The organism is Streptomyces sp. XY006, assembly GCF_002237655.1.
GTDB classification, from domain to species: domain Bacteria; phylum Actinomycetota; class Actinomycetes; order Streptomycetales; family Streptomycetaceae; genus Streptomyces; species Streptomyces levis.
On sequence record NZ_NOKT01000012.1, the window covers coordinates 207,305 to 229,511 of the forward strand.

A 22,207-nucleotide genomic window follows, 5' to 3' on the forward strand; every position below is an offset into this window, starting at 1 on the left:
CCGGCTGGGAGGACGTCACTCGTGACTCAGGCGTTCCAGCTCCACTCGGCGACCTCGGGCAGGTCGGTGCCGTGCTCGCGGATCCAGGCGTGGTGGCGGGTGCGGGCGTCGGCCATCCGCTGGCGCACGGCCGTGGCGCGCACCGCGAGGCCCGGGACGCGGTCGACGACGTCCATGACCAGGCGGTACCGGTCCAGGTCGTTGCGCACGACCATGTCGAACGGCGTGGTCGTGGTGCCGGCCTCCTTGTAGCCGCGCACGTGGAGGTTCCGGTGACCGGCGCGGCGGTAGGCGAGCCGGTGGATCAGCCAGGGATAGCCGTGGTAGGCGAAGATCACCGGCTTGTCGGTGGTGAACAGGCCGTCGTACTCGAAGTCGTTCATCCCGTGCGGGTGCTCCTCCTGGGGCAGCAGCCGGGCCAGGTCTACGACGTTCACCACCCGGACGGACAGCTCGGGCAGGTACCTGCGCAGCAGGTGCGCGGCGGCCAGGGTCTCCTGCGTGGGCACGTCACCGGCACAGGCCAGGACGACATCGGGCTCGCCGCCGTCCTCGGTGCCGGCCCACTCCCAGATGCCGGCACCGCGGGCGCAGTGCACCTTGGCCTCGTCCATGGTGAGCCAGTCGAAGCAGGGCTGCTTGCCGGCCACGATCACGTTGACGTAGTCGCGGCTGCGCAGGGCGTGGTCAGCGACGGACAGCAGCGTGTTGGCGTCCGGCGGCAGATACACCCGCACCACCTCCGGGCTCTTGTTCAGCACGTGGTCGACGAAACCGGGGTCCTGGTGCGAGAAGCCGTTGTGGTCCTGCCGCCACACATGCGAGGTGAGCAGGTAGTTGAGCGAGGCGATCGGGGCGCGCCAGGGCAGGCGGCGGGAGGTGCGCAGCCACTTGATGTGCTGGTTGACCATCGAGTCGACGATGTGCACGAACGCCTCGTAGCAGGAGAACAGCCCGTGCCGCCCGGTGAGCAGATAGCCCTCGAGCCAGCCCTGGCAGAGGTGTTCGGAGAGGATCTCCATCACCCTGCCGTGCGGGTCCAGGTGCTCGTCGACGTCGAGGGTCCCGGCCTGCCAGGCCTTGCCGCTCGCGTCGAACACGGCCTGCAGCCGGTTGGAGGCCGTCTCGTCCGGACCGACCAGGCGGAAGTTCCGGTGGCCGGAGGTGTCCCGCATGATCCGGGCGAGCAGGTCGCCGAGGACCCGGGTGGGTTCGTGCGTCGTCGCGCCCGGCTTGTCGACGGGGACGGCGAAGTCGTCGAGGGACGGGACCGGCAGGTCACGGACGAGCAGTCCGCCGTTGGCGTGCGGGGTGGCGCCGAGCCTGCGGTCGCCCTCGGGGATCGGCGCCAGGACGTCCGCGACGGGGCGGCCCTGTGCGTCGAACAGCTCCTCGGGGCGGTAGGAGCGCAGCCAGGCCTCCAGTTGCCGCAGGTGGTCCGGGTTGTCGCGGACGCCGGACAGCGGCACCTGGTGGGCCCGCCAGGTGTTCTCGACCGGTTGGCCGTCGACCTCGGCGGGGCCGGTCCAGCCCTTCGGGGTGCGCAGCACGATGACGGGCCAGCGCGGGCGCTCGGTCGCGCCCTGTTCTCGGGCGGCGCGCTGGGCGTCGGCGATGCGGTCCAGCGCGGTGTCCATGGCGTGTGCCATGAGCCGGTGCACCTGCGCGGGGTCGTCGCCGGAGACGTGGATCGGCTCGTGGCCGTACCCGCGCAGCAGGGCGTCGAGTTCCGGCTCGGGCAGCCGGGACAGCACCGTCGGGTTGGCGATCTTGTAGCCGTTCAGATGGAGGATGGGCAGCACGGCCCCGTCGTGCACCGGGTCGAGGAACTTGTTGGCGTGCCAGGACCCGGCCAGCGGGCCGGTCTCCGACTCACCGTCGCCGATCACGCAGGCGACCAGCAGGTCCGGGTTGTCCAGGGCGGCGCCGTAGGCGTGGGCGAGGGAGTAGCCGAGTTCGCCGCCCTCGTGGATCGAGCCGGGCACCTCCGGGGCGACATGGCTCGGCACGCCGCCGGGGAACGAGAACTGCCGCATCAGCAGCTCCATGCCCTGCGCGTCCCGCGAGACGTCCGGGTACTTCTCGCTGTAGCTGCCCTCCAGCCAGGAGTTGGCCAGGACCGACGGCCCGCCGTGCCCGGGGCCCCAGATGCACAGGGCGTCCAGACCGCGCTGCCCGATCACCCGGTTGAGGTGGGTGTACACGAGGTTCAGCCCGGGCGAGGTGCCCCAGTGGCCCAGCAGCCGGGGCTTGATGTGCTCGGGCCGCAGGGGCTCGGTCAGCAGCGGGTTCGCGAGGAGGTAGATCTGACCGGCCGCCAGGTAGTTGGCGGCCCGCCAGTGGGCGTCCAGGATGCGCAGTTCCTCGTCGGTCGGTGCGGTCGTGCTCTCCGGGCGCGGGGCCTCGGGCATGAGTGACTCCCTGGGTTCTGCGACGGCTCCAGGAGGAGTACCAGTGTGGTCCGATTCGATGCCGGCCGCCTCTCGGCCGGGCTCCCGCCGGGCCGCTTCCGTACGGTCTCAGCCACCCACGCGTACGCGCGTGCGCAGCCGCAGATCGCGGGACGACGCCCCGATCCACAGGGTGCGCGGGCCGGTGCCGAGCACCCAGTCGTGGAGCTCCGGGTCCCAGGAGGACAGGGTCCGCCGCTCCACCCGCACGGTGACGCGCCGCGCCTCCCCCGCCCGCAGCACGAGCCGCCGGTAGCCGGCCAGCACCCGCACCGGCTGCGCGAGGGGCAGGTCCGGGGACGGGCCGGCGTAGACCTGGGGCACGTCCACGCCCTCGCGGGGGCCGGTGTTGCGCACGGTGAAGGCGACGTCGAGGCCGTCGGCCGTCCAGCGCGCCCGCGGGTCACGGTAGGCGAAGGAGGTGTACGACTGGCCGTGGCCGAAGGGGAACAGCGGCCGCACGCCTTCGGCGTCGTACCAGCGGTGGCCGACGTGCACGCCCTCGGTGTAGTGCTCGGTGCCGTCGACGCCGGGGTAGCGGCGCGGGTCGCCGGCGACGGGGTGGTGGTCGTCGTCGGCCGGGAAGGTCTGGGTGAGGCGCCCTCCGGGGTCCCGCTCGCCGAACAGGACGGCGGCGGTCGCGGCGGCTCCCTCCTGGCCCGGGTAGTACATCTGGAGCACGGCACCGGTGCGCTCCAGCCACGGCATGGACGTGGCGGACGAGGTGTTGAGGACGACGGTGGTGCGCGGGTTGGCCGCGGTCACGGCCTCGATCAGCCGCTCCTGGTTGCCGGGGAGGGCGACGGACGTGCGGTCCTGTCCCTCGATGGCGTCCTCGTAGGCGAAGAGGACGACGTCCCGGGCGGCGCGGGCGGCCCGCACGGCCTCCCGCACGTCCTGGGCGCGGGTCTCCTCGGTGATACGGCGCAGGCGGAACAGGAGGCCGGTGTCCCCGCCCCGCGCCGTGACGGACAGCCGGTGGCCGCCCCGGGTGAGCGTCAGGGTCCTGCGGCGTACGGAGAGGCCGTCGTCCGCGTGGGTGAGCAGGCCGCCGGTGAAGTACTCGTCCCAGCCGGGCCGCAGCGGGAACAGTTCCTCCCCGTCGAGGAGGACCCGTGGGCGCAGCGGGGGTGTGCCGGAGTAGTGCAGCACGAGGGTCCAGGTCTCCGTCGCGCCGACGGTGAGCGTGCCGTCGTACTGCCAGGTCCGGCCGGCTTCGACGCGCTGCGCCTCGGTGTCGAGGGCGGGGTCGAGCGCGCTCGCCGGGACGGGTTTGCCGAAGACGTCCTCGCCGAGCGCGTGGGTCACCCGTGCGGCGCGCGCCCGGACGGCGTCCAGGGGGCTGTCGGCGTGCTCGGGCACGACATGGGCGCTGCCGCCGCCGCTGACCAGGGGGCGGGCGCCGGTCGGCCCGATCACGGTGACGCTGCCGCCGGGGGTCAGGGGCAGGGTCCCGGCCGTGTTGCGCAGCAGGGTGGCACCCGCCTCGGCGACCTCGCGGGCGACGGCCGCCCCGGCTGCGGCGTCCCGGTCCGGGCGGTGCGGGACGGTGCCGTCGAGCAGCCCGAAGCGGTCCATGACGCCCAGGACGCGGCGGACGGCGCGGTCGACGTGGGCCTCGGGCACGCCCCCGTCGCGCACGGCCGAGGTGAGCGGTGCGCCGAAGTGGGTGCCGTCGGGCATCTCCAGGTCGAGGCCGGCCGCGAGCGCCTCACGGGTGCTGTGGGCGGCGGACCAGTCCGTCATCACCAGCCCGGTGAAGCCCCAGCGCTCGCGCAGGACACCGGTGAGCAGGGCCTGGTTCTCGCAGGCGTGGGTGCCGTTGACCTTGTTGTACGCGCCCATCACCGCCCCGGCACCGGCGGCGACGGCCGCTTCGAAGCCGCGCAGTTCGGTCTCGTGCAGGGTCCGCTCGTCCACGCGCACGTCGACCGTCATGCGGTCGCGCTCCTGGTTGTTCAGGGCGAAGTGCTTGACCGTCGCGATGAGTCCCTCGCCCTGGATGCCCTCGATCTCGGCGGCGACCAGGTGGGCGGTGAGCAGCGGATCCTCGCTGAAGGTCTCGAAGTTGCGACCGGCGTACGGGGTGCGGATGAGGTTGACCATCGGGGACAGCAGCACGTCCTGGCCGAGCGCGCGGCCCTCCCGTCCGATGACACGGCCGTAGCGCCGGGCCAGGTCCGGGTCGAAGGCGGAGGCCAGCATCACGGGGGCGGGCAGGGCCGTGGCGTGGCGGGTGACCCGGACACCGGCCGGACCGTCGGCGAGCCGCAGGGAGGGGATGCCGAGCCGCTCGACCCCGGGCACGTAACCGGCCTGCCCGAGCGGCCGCGGGTCGGTGGCGCCGTGCAGCAGGGAGATCTTCTCGTCCAGGGTGAGACGGGCGAGCAGCGCTTCGACCCGGGCGTTCCGGTGGGGGCCGTTTCCTTCCGGGCCGTGTTCTTCCCGCGCGGCGACGGCCGGTCCCGGCCGCGCGGGGGTGGGGTGTCCCTCCCGTGCGTGGGCGCGGAGCGGCGCCGCCGCGGCGAGCACGACAGCGCCGCCGAGCAGGCTCAGGGCGGTACGCCGGGGGAATCGGGGGGCGGTGTCGGTCATGCACGCACTATGAGCGGGACAGGGTCCGACACCTGTCCGGACACCTCGGGCGGCCGGGTGATCCTGCGGCGGCGGGCGATGGGCAGAGTCCGACCCGGGGCGGTGGCCACCCGAGTGAACACCCTCGCACGCCCACAGCCGCCGCCCAGATCGCCGATTTGTGCACACGGAAAGGCGGCCGGTCCACGAAATCTCCTCTTTCACAGCGCGCTCCCATGCGGCTCCCGGCCCGCACCCAGCCCGGCACGCCAGCATGGCCGCATGACCGCCCCGCACCCTTCCGCCCCCGCCCGCGCGGCCCGCGCCGCCGGCAGCGTCCGTACCGTCCGTAAGGCGGTCGTCCCGGCCGCCGGCCTCGGCACCCGCTTCCTGCCCGCCACCAAGGCGACGCCGAAGGAGATGCTGCCGGTCGTGGACAAGCCCGCCATCCAGTACGTCGTCGAGGAGGCGGCAGCGGCGGGACTGGACGACGTCCTGATGGTGACCGGCCGGCACAAGCGGGCCATCGAGGACCACTTCGACCATGCCGCCGAGCTGGAGCAGACCCTCGCGGCCAAGGGCGACACCGCGCGGCTGGACGCGGTGCGCGACCCCTCACGGCTGGCGAGCATCCACCACATCCGTCAGGGCGACCCGCTCGGCCTCGGCCACGCGGTGCTGTGCGCCCGCCGGCACGTCGGGGACCAGCCCTTCGCGGTCCTCCTCGGCGACGACCTGATCGACCCGCGCGAGTCCCTGCTCGGCCGGATGCTCGAGGTCCGCGACCGCCGCCTCGGCAGCGTCGTGGCCCTGCTGGAGGTCCCGCCGGAGCAGATCCACCTCTACGGCTGCGCCGCTGTGGAGCCGACCGGCGAGGAGGACGTCGTCCGTGTCACGGGCCTGGTGGAGAAGCCGTCCCGGCAGGACGCGCCGAGCCGGTACGCGGTGATCGGGCGGTACGTGCTCGACCCGGCGGTCTTCGGCGTCCTGGAGCGCACCCCGCCCGGCCGGGGCGGCGAGATCCAGCTGACCGACGCCTTGCAGGAACTGGCCGCGGGCGGCACGGTGCACGGCGTCGTGTTCCGGGGCCTGCGCTACGACACCGGCGACAAGGCCGACTACCTGCGCACGGTGGTCCGCCTGGCCTGCGCACGACCCGACCTGGGCCCGGAGTTCGTGGCCTGGCTCAGGGACTTCGTCGCGGGGCTGGGCGGCACGACCCCCCTGCGCCGGAACAGCGCGGCCTGACGGACGGGCGCCCCGACACGCGGCCGGGGCTCACCGCCCCGGCACTCACCACCCGGGAGGGCAATCCGCCCCGGGGGATCCGCCCGGCGGGCGCTTCGCCCGAGGGCTCGCAGTCCGGGCGCTCATCGTCCAGGGGTTCACCGCCCGGGGCTCACCTCCCGCGACGACCCTGTCAGCCGTTGGGGCGCAGGGTCCAGACCACCGTCATCTCGCCGGTGACGGCGCCGTCGGCCCGCTGGATGGCGACGGACACCGGGAACTCCGGCCGCCGGCCGGCGTCCAGCTCCGCGACGACCTCGGCGGCCGGGCGGCCCAGGGTCGCCGTGGCGGTGACGGCCCCCATCGCCAGCTTCTTGTAGCCGATCTCGGCACTGACGGCGAGCGGCACGGCGCGCGAGAGCTGGTCGCCGAACGCGGCCAGCACGATCGCGCCGCTCGCGGACTCGCCGAGCGTGAACATCGCACCGGCGTGCGGGCCGCCCACGTGGTTGTGGTACTCGCTCTGGTCCGGCAGGGACACCACCGCGCGCTCCGGCGTGGTCTCCAGGAACTCGAGGTTCAGGGTCCGGGCCATGGGCACCGTGGCGGCGAGCATCTCGCCGATGGACATCTGGTCTGCGCTCATGACCGCATGTTACTCACGAGTAGACGCGACTGACCAGGCCCGCGTGACGAGCGCCGCACCCCCGTCCGCGCAACCGCCCGCGCAACCGTCCGCGCCGCTTCGTCTCCGGGTTGCTACGTCTCCGTCCACGGGCGGTGACCGAATCGTGTCCTGGGCGCGGCTAGGGTTGCTGCCCATGTGGCCAGGACAGCAGCCGCCCGGGGGCGAGCAGAACCCGCAGACGAACAACCCCTACCAGCAGCCGGGGTACCAGCAGCCGAATCCGTACCAGCAGCCGGGCTATCAGCAGCCCAACCCCTATGGGCAGCAGCCGCAATGGGGCACTCCCGCACCGGCCGGTGCGCCGCAGCCCCCGCAGGGCGGCGGTGGCGGCAACCGGACGAAGCTGGTCGCGATCATCGCGGCCACGGCGGTGGTCGTGGCGGCCGGAGTCACCGGTTTCCTGGTGCTGGGCGGCGACTCGGACGACACGGCGGACGGGAAGAAGGGCAAGAAGCCCGCTCCCAGCGCCACGAAGGAGTCGGAGCCGAGCGCCTCCGCCTCCGACGACAACCCGCGCGGCGGCCCGGGCGAGAAGGCGACCGTCCCGGGCTGGAAGGTCGTCGTGAACACGCGCTTCGGCACCAAGTTCGACGTCCCGGCCGACTGGGAGATCGACTCCCAGGACACGAGCGTGGGCTTCGAGTGGGAGAAGAAGGACGGCGAGCTGGACCGCACCACGGTCACGGCCCCGGCCTATCTGAAGTCCAAGTGGTGCACGAGCGACGACAACAAGGACGGCCGCGAGGAGGACACCGCCCTCGTCACCGCCGGCACCCGGGGAGAGAACGGCGCGAAGAACGCGGACATGGCGGCCGAGACGCGCGTGCCGTGGTGGATCTTCGGCGGCTACACCCAGCCCGACAAGAAGAGCGTCAAGTACACCAAGCCCAAGCCGTACACCACCAAGTCGGGCATCAAGGGCAGTGTCGCCACGGCGCACTCGGAGAACACGCCGCAGAACGGCAAGTGCGACAGCGAGGGCAAGGCGATCACCTTCGCCTTCAAGAACGGCGCGGGCGACTTCGTCACCTGGAACCTGTTCGGCGCCAAGGGCGTCAAGGACGAGGTGCCCGAGGCGACCGTCCAGAAGATCCTGAGCACCGTGCGCCTCACCGAGGAACCGCCCACCGAGTCCTGACCGGCGCGGACCGCCCACGCGGCGTTTGGCAAGTCGGCCCCGGCCCGGCGATAGTCACCGGGTGCCGATATCGACCTCCCGCAGACCCGCCTGGGCGGGCCGCAACTACTCCCTGCTGACCGCCGCCGCGGTCGTCACCAACCTGGGCAGCAACGGCGCGCTCGTCGCGGCGGCGTTCGCCGTGCTGGAGGCGGGCGGCGACGGCGGCGACGTCGGCCTGGTGGCGGCGGCCCGGACCCTGCCGCTGGTGCTGTTCCTGCTGATCGGCGGCGCGGTCGCCGACCGGCTGCCCCGGCATCACGTGATGGTGGCGGCCAACGCCCTGAACTGTGTGTCCCAGGCCCTGTTCGCCGTCCTCGTGCTGACCGGCGACCCCCTGCTGTGGCAGATGATGCTGCTGGCCGCGCTCGGCGGCACCGGCCAGGCCTTCTTCGGCCCGGCCGCCGAGGGCATGCTGATGTCCTCGGTCCAGGGCGAGCAGGCGGGCCGCGCCTTCGCGCTGTTCCGGATGGCGATGTCGGGCGCCGGTCTGGGCGGTGCCGCGCTGGGCGGTGCCATGGTGGCCGCGATGGGTCCCGGCTGGGTGCTGGCCGCGGACGCGGCGGCCTTCGCCGTCGCCGGCGCGCTGCGCGCCTTCCTCGACGTCGGTCACATCCCGCCGCGGGAACCGGGCGGCGGACTGCTCGCCGATCTGCGCGAGGGCTGGGAGGAGTTCGCCGGCCGCCCCTGGCTGTGGGGCATCGTCGTGCAGTTCTCCATCGCCAACGCGGTCGTCGCGGCGGCCGACGCCGTCTACGGCCCGCTCGTCGCCCGGGACCACCTCGGCGGCGCGGGCCCCTGGGGCCTCGCCCTGGGCGCGTTCGGCGCGGGCACCGTCGCCGGCGCCCTGCTGATGACCCGCTGGAAGCCCCGCCGGCTGCTGCTCGCCGGCACCCTTTGCGTGTTCCCCCTGGCCCTTCCGTCGGCCGCGCTGGCCGTCCCGGTGCCGATCGGCGTCCTGTTCGTGGTGATGTTCGTCGCGGGGGCGACGGTCGAGGTGTTCGGCGTCTCCTGGATGACGGCCCTGCACCAGGAGATCCCCGAGGCCAAGCTCTCCCGCGTCACGGCCTACGACTGGTTCGGCTCCGTGGCGTTCGTGCCGCTGGCCACGGCGGCGGCCGGCCCGGCGGAGGACGCCTTCGGCCGTACGGCGGCCCTGTGGGGCTGCGCCGGACTGGTCGTGCTGGTCACGGCGGCCGTGCTGTGCGTCCCGGACGTGCGCAATCTGCGCCGCCGGACCACCCCGGTGGCCAAGGGCGCCACCGAGCGCCCCTCAGCCGATGCCGAACGCCCCGTCGGGGGGCTCGGGTGACGGCACCGCCTCCTCGTCCCGCACCGCCCGCGCCCCGCCGATGAACTTCCGCAGCCCGGCGCCGGACTCGACCCGGGCCGGAAAGGCGTCGGCGGCCGCGAGCCGGGTCAGGGCGGCGATGTCGACCGGCCGATGCCCGGCCACGAGCACGGCGTTGCCGAACCGGCGCCCTCGCAGCACCCCCGGTTCGGCAATCAGCACCAGCTCCTCGAACACGGTCGCCAACGTGGCGAGTTGAGACCGCAGGAAGCCGAAGGGAGCCGCGTCCGGGAGGTTGGCGAGGTAGACCCCGCCGCCCCGGAGCACCCGGGCCGCTTCCCGCACGTAGGCGACGGACGTCAGATGCGCCGGCACCCGCGAACCGCCGAACACGTCGGCGACGATCACGTCGGCCGAGTCCGCGCGGGCGTGCTCCACCCAGGCCCGCGCGTCCGCCGTGTGCAGCGCGACCCGGGCGCCCGCCGGCAGCGGCAGATGCTCGGCGACCAGCTCCAGCAGCCCCCGGTCGGCCTCGACGACGTCCTGCCGGGACCCCGGCCGCGTGACGGCCACGTAGCGGGGCAGCGTGAGCGCCCCGCCCCCGAGATGTACCACGTCCAGGGCCCGGCCCGGCTCGGCCGCGACGTCCAGCACGTGCCCGAGCCGCCGCGCGTACTCGAACTCCAGGTGCGTCGGGTCGTCCAGGTCGACGTACGACTGCGGCGCCCCGTCCACGGTCAGCAGCCAGGCCCGCTCCCGGTCGACGTCGGGCATGAGCTTGGCGAACCCGTGATCGACGGACCGGGCGACGGGAATGGCTTCCTTCACCCCTCCATTGTGCGGGGGGACGACGCCCGGCAAGGGCGTGGGGAACTGCCGGCCGCCCCAGGACGGCCCGCAGCCCCCACTACTTCACCCCACCTCTGTGACGGTGCCGGCCCCCACCGTCCGCCCACCCTCACGGATGGCGAACCCGAGCCCCGCCTCCAACGGCACGTCCCGCCCCAGCTCCACGGTCATGACCACCGTGTCGCCGGGCCGCGCGACAGCGGCCTCGCCGAGGTCCACGACCCCCACCACGTCCGCGGTCCGCAGGTAGAACTGCGGCCGGTAGCCGCTGGAGACGGCCGTGGTCCGCCCGCCCTCGCGGGCGGACAGCACGTAGACCCGCGCGGTGAAGCGCCGACCGGGCACGACGCTCCCCGGCGCGGCCACCACGTGCCCCCGCCGGACGGCGTCCCGGGGGACCCCCCGCAGCAGCAGCGCCACGTTGTCCCCGGCCTGCGCCTCCTCCATCGGCTTGCCGAAGGTCTCCAGACCGGTGACCACCGTCTCGACGGAGGCCCCGAGCACCTCGACCCTGTCCCCGACCCGGACCACACCGCGCTCGACCGCCCCGGTCACGACGGTCCCGCGCCCGGTGATGGTCAGCACGTTCTCCACCGGCAGCAGGAACGGCGCGTCCAGATACCGCTCCGGCATCGGCACGTACGTGTCCACCGCGTCGAGCAGCGCCTCGATCGACGCCGTCCACCGCGGGTCCCCCTCCAGCGCCCTGAGTCCGGAGACGCGCACGACGGGCACGGAGTCACCGCCGTAGCCGTGCGCCGTGAGCAGGTCGCGGACCTCCAGCTCCACCAGGTCGGTCAGCTCCTCGTCCCCGGCGTCGGCCTTGTTGAGCGCGACCACGATGTGGTCGACGCCCACCTGGCGGGCGAGCAGGACGTGTTCGGCCGTCTGCGGCATGATCCCGTCGAGCGCGGAGACGACGAGGATCGCCCCGTCGAGCTGCGCGGCGCCGGTGACCATGTTCTTGACGTAGTCGGCGTGGCCCGGCATGTCGACGTGCGCGTAGTGCCGGGTGTCGGTCTCGTACTCCACGTGCGCGATGTTGATGGTGATGCCGCGCGCCGCCTCCTCGGGCGCCCGGTCGATCCGGTCGAACGGCACGAACGCGCCGGTGCCGCGGTCGGCGAGGACCTTGGTGATGGCGGCGGTCAGGGTGGTCTTGCCGTGGTCGACATGACCCATCGTGCCGATGTTCAGATGGGGTTTGGTGCGTACGTATGCCGTCTTGGGCATGGCGGTACCTCGAAGCCTCTTCGCAGGAACTGGGACCCCGAGAACTCGCCGACCCTCCCCCTGCGGGGTCCGCCGGACGATCCGGAGAGGGTCAGCTTCGGGCGCCGTCGACAGCGGCCGCGAGAACGGAGACGGCAGCCTTCGGCGCATCCGCGACTGCGGATGCTGCGAGGGCGAAGGCGTGCCGGAACATGACGTCGATCATCGCCGACGGCGCATCGTGCGTCGAATGGTTTTCGTCCGCCCTGCGCAGAGGGGGTGCGACCGGGTTCCTGTGACGGTCGTGAGACGAACCATACGGCGATCACACACATTTGTCGGTTAGTGTCACCGGATGCTCGATGCCACCACCCGCTCTGGGGGCACCGCCACGGCCTCTCCCCGGGCCACCACCGCGGAGCTCGCCGTCGCCGCTCCCCCGGCAACGACCGCCTCGCCCGCCGTCTCCTCCGGTTTCGCCGCCCGTTGCACGAGAGCGGTGCTCTCCCCCTGGTCACGGCTGTCCCTGCTGGTCGCCCTGCTCGCCGGGGCCGCCTGCACGATGCTGCTGTTCGAGCCGCAGCGGCTGCTGACGCAGGGCTGGCCGCCCCAGCTGAGCGGTGCCGCCGCGGCGCTGGTCTTCGCGGTGGCGTACGGGGTGTGCACCGTGGCGTTCGTGCCGCGGCCGCTGCTGAATCTCGCCGGAGGTGCCCTGTTCGGCTCCCAGGTCGGCCTCGGCGTGGCCCTGGCCGGCACGGTGCTGGGTGCCGGGATCGCCTTCTGCCTGGGCCGTGCGCTGGGCCAGGAGGCGCTGCGGCCCCTGCTGCGCGGACGCTGGCTGAAGGCGGCGGACGGCCAGCTCAGCCGGCACGGCTTCCGCTCGATGCTGGCGGTCCGGCTGTTCCCCGGCGTGCCGTTCTGGGCCGCGAACTACTGCGCCTCCGTCTCCCGCATGGGCCTGCTGCCGTTCCTGCTGGCCACGGCCCTCGGCTCCATTCCGAACACCGCCGCCTACGTGGTCGCCGGCGCCCGCGCCTCGACGCCGACGTCCCCCGCCTTCCTGATCGCCCTGGCGTGCATCGCCCTGCCCGCGCTGGCGGGCGTGGTGGTGGCCTGGCGCAAGCGGCACCGGCTGCGCCAACTCTGACGGGCCGTCACGGCCCGCCGTCTCAGACGCGTTCCAGCACCATGGCGTTGGCGAGCCCGCCCGCCTCGCACATGGTCTGGAGCGCGTAGCGGGCACCCCGTTCCCGCATGGCGTGCACGAGCGTGGTCGTGAGCCGGGTGCCGCTGGCGCCCAGCGGATGGCCGAGCGCGATGGCGCCGCCGTGCACGTTGACCCGGTCGAGGGCGGCGCCGGTCTCCTGCTGCCAGGCCAGGACGACGCTGGAGAAGGCCTCGTTGACCTCGAACAGGTCGATGTCGTCGAGGGTGAGCGAGGCCCTGCGCAGCACCTTCTCGGTCGCCGGGATCACGCCCGTGAGCATCAGCAGCGGGTCGGAGCCGGTGACGGCGAAGCTGTGCAGCCGGGCCAGCGGCCGCAGCCCGAGCCGGGCCGCCGTCTCGCTCGACGTGATGAGCACCGCCGAGGCACCGTCGTTGATCGGGCTGGCGTTGCCCGCCGTGACGTTCCACTCGATCTGCGGGAACCGTTCGGCGAAGCCGGGGTCGTGGTAGGCGGGCCTGAGCCCGGCGAGGACCTCGGTGCTGCTGTCCGGCCGGACGCACTCGTCGCGCGTGACGCCCTCCAGGGGCGCGACCTCGGCGTCGAACAGGCCCGCCTCCCAGGCCGCGGCGGCCTTGCGGTGCGAGGAGACCGCGAAGGCGTCCATCTGCTCGCGTCCGATCGACCACTTGGCCGCGATGAGCTCGGCGCTGATGCCCTGCGGGACGAGTCCCTCGGGGTAGCGCTCGGCGACCCCGGGGCCGAAGGGGTCCGCGCCCGGCGGCACGTTCGACCACATCGGCACCCGGCTCATCGACTCGACCCCGCAGGCCACGACGAGGTCGTAGGCGCCCGAGAGGACGCCCTGGGCGGCGAAGTGCACGGCCTGCTGGGAGGAGCCGCACTGCCGGTCGACGGTGGTGGCGGGCACAGACTCCGGGAAGCCGGCGGACAGCACGGCGTAGCGGGTGGTGTTCATCGCCTGTTCGCCGACCTGGTCGACGGTCCCGCCGATGACGTCGTCGATGAGCTCCGGGTCGACGCCGGACCGCTCGACGAGGGTGCGCAGGGTGTGGGCGAGGAGCTCCACGGGGTGGACGTGGGCGAGGGCGCCGTTGGGCTTGCCCTTGCCGATCGGGGTGCGTACGGCTTCGACGACGACTGCGTCACGCATGTGCGGGCCTCCACGACTACTGGTGAGTAGGAAATCCGAACTCACGGTATCCCGCAGGGTTGGAAAATCCAACCCTCTCGTAGACTGGGCCCCATGGCCGCCAGCAAAGATCCGCGCCCCTGCTCCATCGCCGACACCCTGGCGCTGGTCGGCGAGAAGTACTCGCTGCTCGTGCTGCGGGAGGTGTGCCTGGGCAACGGCCGGTTCGACCAGCTGGTGCGCAACATCGGCGCTCCGCGCGACATCCTCGCCACCCGGCTGCGCCGGCTCGTGGACGCCGGGATCCTCACCAAGGAGCTCTACAGCGAGCGCCCGCAGCGCTTCGAGTACCGGCCGACGCGGGCCGGGCTGGAACTGGAGCCGGTGCTGCTGACCCTCATGGCGTGGGGCGACCGCCATCTGCGGGCGGACGGCGACCGTCCGATGGTCCTGGAGCACTCCTGCGGCGAGGCCCTCGCCCCGGTCGTCACCTGCCGGGCCTGCGGCGACGAGGTGCGCCACGAGGACCTCGCGGCGCGCCCGCAGGCTCCCGGCTGGACCGTGACCGGACCGGCCGCGGCCTGATCCGCTCCGCTCCGGGCCTGCTTCCAAACCCCTGTGTCCGGGCGGTCTCCCAAGGGCGCTACGCTTCCCCCTCGGCACACATGATCCCCCGTTCCTCGCGACGGCGGCCCGGTGTGCCCGTCGTCCGTCCCACGATCGGCACTTGGACTCCGCTACCTCATGTCTTGGTTCGAATCACTCATCCTCGGACTCGTCCAGGGGCTGACCGAGTTCCTCCCCGTCTCCTCCAGCGCGCACCTGCGTCTGACGGCGGCCTTCTCGGGCTGGGAGGACCCGGGCGCGGCCTTCACGGCGATCACGCAGATCGGCACCGAGGCCGCCGTGCTGATCTACTTCCGCAAGGACATCGGGCGGATCCTCTCGGCGTGGACGCGCTCGCTCACGAACAAGGCGCTGCGCAGCGACCCGGACGCCCGGATGGGCTGGCTGGTCATCGTCGGCTCCATCCCGATCGGCGTGCTCGGCGTGACGCTGAAGGACCAGATCGAGGGACCCTTCCGCGACCTGCGGATCACCGCGACCATGCTGATCGGCATGGGCATCGTCCTGGGCATCGCCGACCGGCTCGCGGCCCGCGACGAGAACGGCGGCCGGCACCGCGCGCCCAAGCAGCGCAAGGCCCTGACGGACCTGGGCGTCCGGGACGGCCTGATCTACGGCGTGTGCCAGGCCATGGCGCTGATCCCGGGCGTCTCCCGCTCCGGCGCCACCATCAGCGGCGGCCTGTTCATGGGGTACAAGCGCGAGGCCGCGGCCCGCTACTCCTTCCTGCTCGCCATCCCCGCCGTGCTCGCCTCCGGGCTGTTCGAGCTCAAGGACGCGACGGAGAGCGGTCATGTCTCCTGGGGGCCGACGATCTTCGCCACGGTGATCGCCTTCGGCGTCGGATACGCGGTGATCGCATGGTTTATGAAGTTCATCTCGACCAAGAGCTTCATGCCGTTCGTCTACTACCGCATCGCGCTCGGCATCGTCATCATCGTCCTGGTCAGCATGGGTGCGCTCAGCCCGCACGCGGGTGAGCCGGCGCACTGAGACGGCGCGTGTGAGCCGCGTCTCGTGACCAACCGCATAGCAATCCGGTAGCCGTCCGGTAGCGGCCTGTCAGTGGCTGCCCCTAGGCTTGTCCGCATGTCCCCCGATTTCGTGACCCCTGGTTCCGTGCGCTCCGCTGCCGAGGTCAACGAGGAGATCCGTGCGCTGTGGCGGCGCACGGGCGGCACCCTGTCGGCCGAGGAGCGCGCGGAGTACGAGCTGCTCGTCGTCGAATGGGCCGCCGCGATCCGCGGCACGGTCGTCAAGGCGGCCTGACCGGCTCGCGCCCTCCCCCCTCTCAAGCGGCCAGGCGCGCCAGCACCTCCTCCTCGACCGGGAACGGCCGCTCCTCGGGCAACAGCGCGGCGGCCGACTCGAGTTCACCGGCCCGCACCCGTGCGTGGATCTCCGTGGCGAGCGCGGTGACGTCCTCGATCCCCACGATCCACTCGTCCGCGTAGCGCGCGGCGGCCTCTCCCGCGAGTCCCAGCTGCAGTGACCGGTACGGCAGCGGCCGCAGCCGCAGATCCCGCTCCGGATCCCACTGCACCCGCGCCGGCGCCCGCTTCAGCTGCCGCTGCCACGCGGCCCGGTCGCCGTGCAGAGCGGGCACGTGGTGGGACAGGCAGGCGTGCCGCAGCGCCCACAGGAAGCCCTCCCGCTCGATCTCGACGGCCAGGACCGTCTCCTGGCCCTCCTTGGTGCCCCAGCCGCAGCGGTACATCATCCACAGGAACGACGGCTTGATCCAGGTCATGCGGTCGCGCTTCCAGGACGACGGGAAGCGGCCGGTGCGGGCGGCCGGGCCGCCGATCTCCGGGCGGTAGGCCTGGTAGACGGTGATCGTGGACTCGGTGTGGCGGGCGCGTATGCGACGGCGCGGCTCGTTCTGATCGTTCACGAGGGACAGGCTGGCCGCCCCGGGCCCCGACGGCCACCGAATATCGGCGCACGGCTCTTGGCCCGGCGCCCGTCATGCCCAACACTGAGCCGATGACCCAGCGTGTGGAGCTCGCCGCGGTGCGGGACCGGCTGGCCGTCGACGGGCTGATCACCGACTACGCGGTGGCGGTCGACGACGGCGACTGGGAGGGCTACCGGGGACTGTTCGCGCCCCGGGGGCGGGCGGACTACCGCTCGGCCGGCGGCATCGAGGGCGAGGCGGGCGCGGTCGCCGCGTGGCTCGCCGAGAGCCTGCTGATGTTCCCGATGCGGCAGCACCTGATCGTCAACCGGCGCGTGCGCTTCGGGATCTGGGAACAGGACACCGGCGACACGGCCCGCGTCCAGGCCGACTACGTCAATCCCATGGCCACCGCGGGGCCCGCGCCGGACTTCGTGTGCGGCGGCCGGTACGCCTTCGCGCTGCTGCGCACGGACGACGGCTGGCGGCTGAGCGAGGTGGTCGTACGCGAGAAGTGGCGGCGCCTTCCGGACCGGCACACCGCACCTGTGATCAACTGACCCGGCCTCCTCTGTCCTAGATCGTCCGCAGGGCGCACACTGGAGGCACCGCGGGGTAGGAGGCGCCTATGAAGACGCTCGGCCACTGGCTCGCCTCCCCCTGGCGGCGCTCGGCCGCCGCCGCGGTGGCGGGCGCCCTCCCCGTCCTGGCCTTCCCCGCCCCGTCCCTGTGGTGGTGGGCCTATGTCGCGCTGGTCCCGTGGCTCCTGCTGCTGCGCACCGCGCCGACCGCGAAACGGGCGGCGTACGACGGCTGGTGCGGCGGGTTCGGCTTCATGCTGGCCATGCACCACTGGCTGCTGCCGAGCCTGCACGTGTTCACGTTCGTCATCGCCGCGCTGCTCGGCGCGCTGTGGGCCCCCTGGGGCCGGCTGGTGCGCCACCTCCTGGGCGGGACTCCGTCGCTGAGCCGGGTCGCGGTGGCGCTGGTGGTGCTGCCCTCGGGCTGGCTGGCCGCCGAGCTGGTCCGCTCCTGGCAGGGGCTGGGCGGCCCCTGGGGCATGCTCGGCAGCAGTCAGTGGCAGGTGGCGCCCGCGCTGCGGCTGGCCTCGGTCGGCGGGGTGTGGCTGCTGAGCTTCCTGCTGGTGGCGCTGAACGTGGCCGTGGCCGTCCTCGTCGCGGTCCGCGGCGCCCGGGTGCCGGCCGTGGCCGGGCTCGTCGCCACGGCCGCCGCGACCTCCGCCGCCTGGATCTACGCGCCCCGCCCCGTCGTCGACGGCCAGGTGCGCATCGCCGTCGTCCAGCCGGGCGTGATCGGCGGGCCGGACAGCGGCGAGCGCCGGTTCGACCGCGAGGAGCAGCTCACCCGCCGGCTCGCCGGACAGGGCGTCGACCTGATCGTGTGGGGCGAGAGCAGCGTCGGCTTCGACCTCGGCGACCGCCCCGACCTCGCCCGGCGGCTCGCGGACCTCTCCCGCGCCACGGGCGCCGACATCCTGGTCAACGTGGACGCCCGGCGCTCCGACAAGCCCGGCATCTACAAGAGCTCGGTCCTCGTCGGGCCGGACGGCCTGACCGGGCAGCGCTACGACAAGATGCGCCTGGTCCCCTTCGGCGAGTACATCCCGGCCCGGTCCCTGCTCGGCTGGGCCACCTCCGTGGGCAAGGCCGCCGGGGAGGACCGGCGGCGCGGCTCCCAGCCGGTCGTGATGGACGTGGGCGACGGCCTGCGCGCCGGTCCGATGGTCTGCTTCGAGACGGCCTTCCCCGACATGACCCGCCACCTGACGCGGGAGGGCGTGGACGTGCTCATCGGCCAGTCCGCGACCTCCACGTTCCAGCAGAGCTGGGCGCCGGGGCAGCACGCCTCGCTCGCCGCGCTGCGCGCCGCCGAGACCGGCCGCCCCATGGTGCACGCGACCCTCACGGGCGTCTCCGCCGTCCACGGCCCGGACGGGGAGCGCGTCGGCTCACGGCTCGGCACGGACGCCTCCGCCACACAGGTCTACGAGATCCCCCTCGCGCACGGCACCACGCCCTACGTCCGCTACGGCGACTGGACCGTGCACGCCGCCCTGCTGATCCTCGTCGGGTGGGCGGCCGGCGAGGGCGTGCGGACGCTGCGGCTCAGGCGGTCCGCTCCTGAACCGCCCGCACCACCCGTTCGCACAGCTCATGGGTCTCCAGCGCGTCCCGGGCGCTGAGCACCCGGCCGGCCCGCACGGCGTCCAGGAACGCCAGCACCGCCTGCTCGATCCCGCGCTGCCGGGCGACCGGCACCCAGTCCCCGCGCCGCCGCACGGTCGGCTGGCCCTTGTGGTCGACCACCTCGGCGAGGTTGACCACCTGCCGCTTGGTGTCCTGCCCGGACACCTCCAGGATCTCCTCGGCGGAGCCGCTGAGCCGGTTCATCACGCCCAGGGCGGTGAAGCCGTCCCCGGCGAGCTGGAGCACGACGTGGTGCAGCAGGCCGTCCCGGACGCGGGCGCGCACGGTCACGTCGTCGATCTCGCCGGGCGCCAGGAACCGCAGGGTGTCGACGACGTGGATGAAGTCGTCGAGGATCATCGTGCGCGGGTCCTCGGGCAGCCCGACGCGGTTCTTCTGCATCAGGATCAGCTCACGCGGATGGTCGGCGCACTGGGTGTAGCCGGGCGCGTGGCGCCGGTTGAAGCCCACGGCGAGGCTCACGCCGCGCTCCTCGGCGAGCGCCACCAGCCGCGCGGAGTCGGCGAGTTCATAGGCGAGCGGCTTGTCGACGTAGGTGGGTACGCCCGCTTCCAGCAGGCGCGTCACGATCTCCGGGTGGACGAGCGTGGGCGCGTGCACGAAGGCGGCGTCGAGACCGGCCGCGAGCAGCGAGTCGAGGGTGGTGTGCCGCCGCTCGCGCGGGAGGTGGAGGCCGTCGGCGACCCGGTCGAGCGTGGCGGGCGTGCGCGTCTGCAGGTGCAGCTCGACCCCGGGCTGGAAGGCGAGCACCGGGAGGTAGGCCTTCTGCGCGATGTCGCCGAGTCCGATGCAGCCGACCTTCACGTGGTGCTCTCCTCTAGTGGTTGCCTGCCGGGTGGTGCTGCGAAGCATACGGCCGCTGCGGAGGCCGCCAGTCGGCGATGTCCTCGAAGCCGCGCAGGAAGAGGGCGGGTGCGGCCTTGGACAGCGCGGCCATGGCGGTGTTGCGCACGGCGATGCCGGCGCGGCCGGTCCTGAGGTTGAGGCGGGCGACCCGCACGGCCCGGCGTGCGACGGCGGTGGTGCGGGGCAGCCGGGCGGCGGTGTAGGCGGGCAGGTCGTCGCAGTGGTGGGCGAGCACGACCGCGTCCTCGATGGCCTGGTTGCCGCCCTGGCCGAGCGTCGGCGGCATGGCGTGCGCGGCGTCCCCGACCAGGGCGACCCGGCCCAGGTGGTGGGCGGGCAGCGGGTCGGCGATGTGGTGCACGTCGTGGCGCAGCACGTCTCCGGGGCGGGCGGCGGCGAGCACGGCGGGGATCGGCTGGTGCCAGTCGCCGAAGCGGCGCAGGAGTTCGGCCCGCTCGTCGTCCGGGGCGCGTCCCCCGGCCGGGGTCACGGCGGCGGCGTAGGCGTAGACGCGGCCGTCCTTGAGCGGGTGCGTGCCCCAGATGCGGCCCCGGCCCCACGTCTCGTGCGAGGCGAACTTAGCGCCGGGCACGGGGATGACGACCCGCCAGGTGGTGAAGCCGGAGTAGACGGTGCCCGGGTGGCGGGGGAAGATCGCGCGGCGTACGGCGGAATGGATGCCGTCCGCGCCCACCACGAGGTCGGCCTCCAGCTCACCGTCGCGCGTGGTGACGCGGGCGGGCCGGCCCGGACCGCCCGGGTCGGCGAGGGCCGCGGCGGCGTCCGTGCGGACGGTGTCCGCAGGGAGCCGGGAGGCGAGGCTCGTGATGAGGGTGGCGCGGTGCAGCAGCACGAGCGGGCCGCCGAAGCGCGCGGCGGCGGCGTCGGCCGAGGTGCGGGCGAGCCACCGCCCGCCGGGGGTGCGCAGACCGCCGTCCCCGGCCCAGGCCGCCAGGGCGCGGATCTCGTCGCCGAGTCCGATGACGTCCAGCGCGCGCAGGGAGTTGGGGGCGAGCGAGATGGCCGCGCCGACCGGCTCCAGCGAGCGGGCCTTCTCCAGCACGGTGACCCGCCAGCCGCGCGGGTGCAGCGCCGCCGCGGCCGTCAGACCGCCGATCCCGCCGCCGATCACGACGGCCCGCCTCGTCTCTGTCATGGCTCCTCCTCGCCGAGCACCGCGCACTACATCTGTAGTCCGCCTTCGACGTTACTACACCCGTAGTGAGACGGGTAGCGTGGCCGTCATGTCCGTACGCACCACCGGCCCCTCCCGCGCCGATCTCGTCGCCGACGCCGCTCTCTCCCTGCTCGCCGAACGCGGAATGCGCGGTCTGACGCACCGCGCGGTCGACGAGGCGGCGGGGCTCCCCCAGGGCTCCACGTCCAACGTCGCGCGGACCCGGCAGGCCCTGCTGGAGCTGGCGGTGCGGCGGCTGGCCGACCGCGAGGCACGGGTGCTCGCGCTGCACGAGATGCCGGACCCGCGTGCCGGGGCCGACGCGCTGCTGGACGCCCTGGCCCTCGCGACCCACCGCGCCCTCACCGGCCACCGCGCGCTCACGCTGGCCCGCTACGAACTGGCCCTGGAGGCGACGCGCCGCCCCGAGCTGCGGGCCTTCTTCGACGCGACGGGCGCCCGCTTCCGCGACCTGCTCGCCGCCCTCGTCACGGGCCTCGGCTCCACGGACCCCGACCGGCACACCCTGTCGCTGATCGCCTGGGCGGACGGGCTGATGTTCAGCTGCGTGGCGGGGTCGTTCAGCGCCGCGCCCCCGAGCCTGGAGGAGGTGCGGGCCGGACTGCGGGAACTGCTGGCGGGAATGCTCCGGGAGTGAGAAAACCCCTGGTGCGGCGCAGGACACCGGGAAAGGATGCGTCCATGACGACCGAACGCCGCATCCCCGCCACGACCGCCGACGAACGCACCATGCTGGAGGGGTGGCTGGAGTTCCACCGGCAGACCCTCGCGTGGAAATGCGAAGGGCTGAGCGACGAGCAGCTCAGGACCGCCTCCGCGGCCCCTTCCGAACTGTCCCTCATGGGACTCGTGCGGCATATGGCGGACGTGGAGCGCGGCTGGTTCCGCCGGGTGCTGGCGAACGAGGACGCGCCGCCCCTGTACTACGACGACGAGGACCTGGACGGCGAGTTCCACCTGACCGAGGCCGACACCTGGGCGGAGGCCCACGCCACCTGGCAGCGCGAGATCGAGGCCGCCCGCGCCATCGCCGCCCGCTTCCGCCCGGACGACGTCTCCGAGGGCAGGCACCGGCGCACCGGCGAGCACTACAACCTGCGGTGGATCTACACCCACATGATCGAGGAGTACGCGCGGCACAACGGCCACGCCGACCTGATCCGTGAACGCATCGACGGCGCGACCGGCGACTGACGTCACCCCCGGCGGGCCCGCGCCCTCCGTACGGGGCCGGACATCACCCGTGCGGGGCATTCTCCGCCTGTCCGCCGCCCCGGCGCGGGCCGGACGCACCAGAGTGACGCGGGTGCATCGAACGACGACCACAGCGACGCTCCTGGTGACCGTGGCTGTCTCGGCCCTCGCCGGCTGTACGACGGTCCAGCGTCCCTCCGCGCCAGGGCCCCCGGCGGCACCGTCCCGGCCGCCGCTGGCGCAGCCCGAGGGGCGGACGGAGACACAGATCGTGCAGGCACCGGCCCGCGAGGCCCTGCAACTGATCGACGAGGCGTCCCGCCGCCCGGCGCCGGCCACCCCCGGCTCCGACGCGGCCACGGCCCGCGCGGCGACGCCCCCGGCGGCCGCCTCCCCGCGGCAGCCGCCGTCCGGCCGGCACGACGCCGCCC

General features: G+C 73.6%; 20 protein-coding genes. 11 read left to right on the forward strand and 9 right to left on the reverse strand.

The genetic code is table 11. The features are described 5' to 3' along the window. Positions 1-26: 26 nt before the first annotated feature. Positions 27-2,411 (reverse strand): phosphoketolase family protein, encoded by a 2,385-nt coding sequence (locus CHR28_RS16340; protein ID WP_094054371.1) that lies wholly within the window; start codon positions 2,409-2,411, stop codon positions 27-29. Between the two features lie 108 nt (positions 2,412-2,519). Next, positions 2,520-5,045, reverse strand: coding sequence for a beta-glucosidase family protein (locus tag CHR28_RS16345; RefSeq protein ID WP_094054372.1), 2,526 nt, complete (start codon positions 5,043-5,045; stop codon positions 2,520-2,522). Between the two features lie 261 nt (positions 5,046-5,306). Between CHR28_RS16345 and galU the strand changes: the two genes are divergently transcribed. Continuing rightward, positions 5,307-6,272 carry a UTP--glucose-1-phosphate uridylyltransferase GalU gene (gene galU, locus CHR28_RS16350; protein ID WP_094054373.1) on the forward strand — a complete coding sequence of 322 codons (966 nt, stop codon included), beginning with the start codon at positions 5,307-5,309 and terminating at the stop codon, positions 6,270-6,272. Between the two features lie 172 nt (positions 6,273-6,444). Here galU and CHR28_RS16355 read toward each other — a convergent pair whose 3' ends face one another. After that, positions 6,445-6,897: a DUF4442 domain-containing protein gene (locus CHR28_RS16355; protein WP_179272464.1), complete on the reverse strand. Its 453-nt coding sequence runs from the start codon at positions 6,895-6,897 to the stop codon at positions 6,445-6,447. Positions 6,898-7,072: 175 nt separating this feature from the next. Between CHR28_RS16355 and CHR28_RS16360 the strand changes: the two genes are divergently transcribed. Continuing rightward, positions 7,073-8,077 (forward strand): hypothetical protein, encoded by a 1,005-nt coding sequence (locus CHR28_RS16360; protein WP_094054375.1) that lies wholly within the window; start codon positions 7,073-7,075, stop codon positions 8,075-8,077. Between the two features lie 25 nt (positions 8,078-8,102). Continuing rightward, entirely contained in the window at positions 8,103-9,428 is a 1,326-nt protein-coding gene (locus CHR28_RS16365; protein WP_179272465.1) for an MFS transporter, read from the forward strand. Here the strand turns inward: CHR28_RS16365 and CHR28_RS16370 are convergent. After that, entirely contained in the window at positions 9,390-10,235 is an 846-nt protein-coding gene (locus tag CHR28_RS16370; protein ID WP_094054377.1) for a spermidine synthase, read from the reverse strand. The two genes, CHR28_RS16365 and CHR28_RS16370, sit on opposite strands and share 39 nt — an antisense overlap. 84 nt (positions 10,236-10,319) lie before the next feature. Then, positions 10,320-11,489, reverse strand: coding sequence for an elongation factor Tu (gene tuf / locus CHR28_RS16375; RefSeq protein ID WP_094054378.1), 1,170 nt, complete (start codon positions 11,487-11,489; stop codon positions 10,320-10,322). Between the two features lie 334 nt (positions 11,490-11,823). Between tuf and CHR28_RS16380 the strand changes: the two genes are divergently transcribed. Next, positions 11,824-12,615, forward strand: a complete 792-nt coding sequence (locus tag CHR28_RS16380) for a TVP38/TMEM64 family protein (RefSeq protein WP_094054379.1) — start codon at positions 11,824-11,826, stop codon at positions 12,613-12,615. Positions 12,616-12,637: 22 nt separating this feature from the next. On the opposite strand, the gene CHR28_RS16385 is transcribed toward CHR28_RS16380, so the two are convergent. Next, entirely contained in the window at positions 12,638-13,807 is a 1,170-nt protein-coding gene (locus CHR28_RS16385) for a thiolase family protein (protein WP_094054380.1), read from the reverse strand. A gap of 93 nt (positions 13,808-13,900) precedes the next feature. Here CHR28_RS16385 and CHR28_RS16390 point away from each other — a divergent pair, with 93 nt between their 5' ends. The 3 genes from CHR28_RS16390 (at position 13,901) to CHR28_RS16400 (ending at position 15,682) form a co-directional block, all read left to right on the forward strand. Continuing rightward, positions 13,901-14,371 (forward strand): winged helix-turn-helix transcriptional regulator, encoded by a 471-nt coding sequence (locus CHR28_RS16390; RefSeq protein ID WP_094054381.1) that lies wholly within the window; start codon positions 13,901-13,903, stop codon positions 14,369-14,371. A gap of 159 nt (positions 14,372-14,530) precedes the next feature. After that, the gene (locus CHR28_RS16395; protein ID WP_094054382.1) at positions 14,531-15,406 is read left to right on the forward strand and encodes an undecaprenyl-diphosphate phosphatase; all 876 of its coding nucleotides are present in this window, start codon (positions 14,531-14,533) and stop codon (positions 15,404-15,406) included. Positions 15,407-15,502: 96 nt separating this feature from the next. Beyond that, the gene (locus tag CHR28_RS16400) at positions 15,503-15,682 is read left to right on the forward strand and encodes a hypothetical protein (protein WP_094054383.1); all 180 of its coding nucleotides are present in this window, start codon (positions 15,503-15,505) and stop codon (positions 15,680-15,682) included. A 22-nt stretch (positions 15,683-15,704) separates the two neighbouring features. Here CHR28_RS16400 and CHR28_RS16405 read toward each other — a convergent pair whose 3' ends face one another. Next, entirely contained in the window at positions 15,705-16,307 is a 603-nt protein-coding gene (locus tag CHR28_RS16405; protein ID WP_094054384.1) for a DUF4291 domain-containing protein, read from the reverse strand. Between the two features lie 92 nt (positions 16,308-16,399). On the opposite strand from CHR28_RS16405, the gene CHR28_RS16410 reads away from it, so the two are divergent. After that, the gene (locus CHR28_RS16410) at positions 16,400-16,870 is read left to right on the forward strand and encodes a nuclear transport factor 2 family protein (RefSeq protein WP_094054385.1); all 471 of its coding nucleotides are present in this window, start codon (positions 16,400-16,402) and stop codon (positions 16,868-16,870) included. 68 nt (positions 16,871-16,938) lie between these two features. Continuing rightward, positions 16,939-18,513 (forward strand): apolipoprotein N-acyltransferase, encoded by a 1,575-nt coding sequence (lnt, locus tag CHR28_RS16415; RefSeq protein WP_094054386.1) that lies wholly within the window; start codon positions 16,939-16,941, stop codon positions 18,511-18,513. Here the strand turns inward: lnt and CHR28_RS16420 are convergent. Further along, positions 18,437-19,342 (reverse strand): Gfo/Idh/MocA family protein, encoded by a 906-nt coding sequence (locus CHR28_RS16420; protein WP_094054387.1) that lies wholly within the window; start codon positions 19,340-19,342, stop codon positions 18,437-18,439. The genes lnt and CHR28_RS16420 overlap by 77 nt on opposite strands. Before the next feature lie 13 nt (positions 19,343-19,355). Then, positions 19,356-20,540, reverse strand: a complete 1,185-nt coding sequence (locus CHR28_RS16425; RefSeq protein ID WP_094054388.1) for an FAD-dependent monooxygenase — start codon at positions 20,538-20,540, stop codon at positions 19,356-19,358. Between the two features lie 88 nt (positions 20,541-20,628). Here CHR28_RS16425 and CHR28_RS16430 point away from each other — a divergent pair, with 88 nt between their 5' ends. Together CHR28_RS16430 and CHR28_RS16435 are read left to right on the forward strand one after the other, a co-directional pair. Next, positions 20,629-21,219 carry a TetR/AcrR family transcriptional regulator gene (locus tag CHR28_RS16430; protein ID WP_094054407.1) on the forward strand — a complete coding sequence of 197 codons (591 nt, stop codon included), beginning with the start codon at positions 20,629-20,631 and terminating at the stop codon, positions 21,217-21,219. A 44-nt stretch (positions 21,220-21,263) separates the two neighbouring features. Continuing rightward, positions 21,264-21,776 carry a DinB family protein gene (locus CHR28_RS16435; protein WP_094054389.1) on the forward strand — a complete coding sequence of 171 codons (513 nt, stop codon included), beginning with the start codon at positions 21,264-21,266 and terminating at the stop codon, positions 21,774-21,776. Positions 21,777-22,207 lie beyond the last annotated feature (431 nt).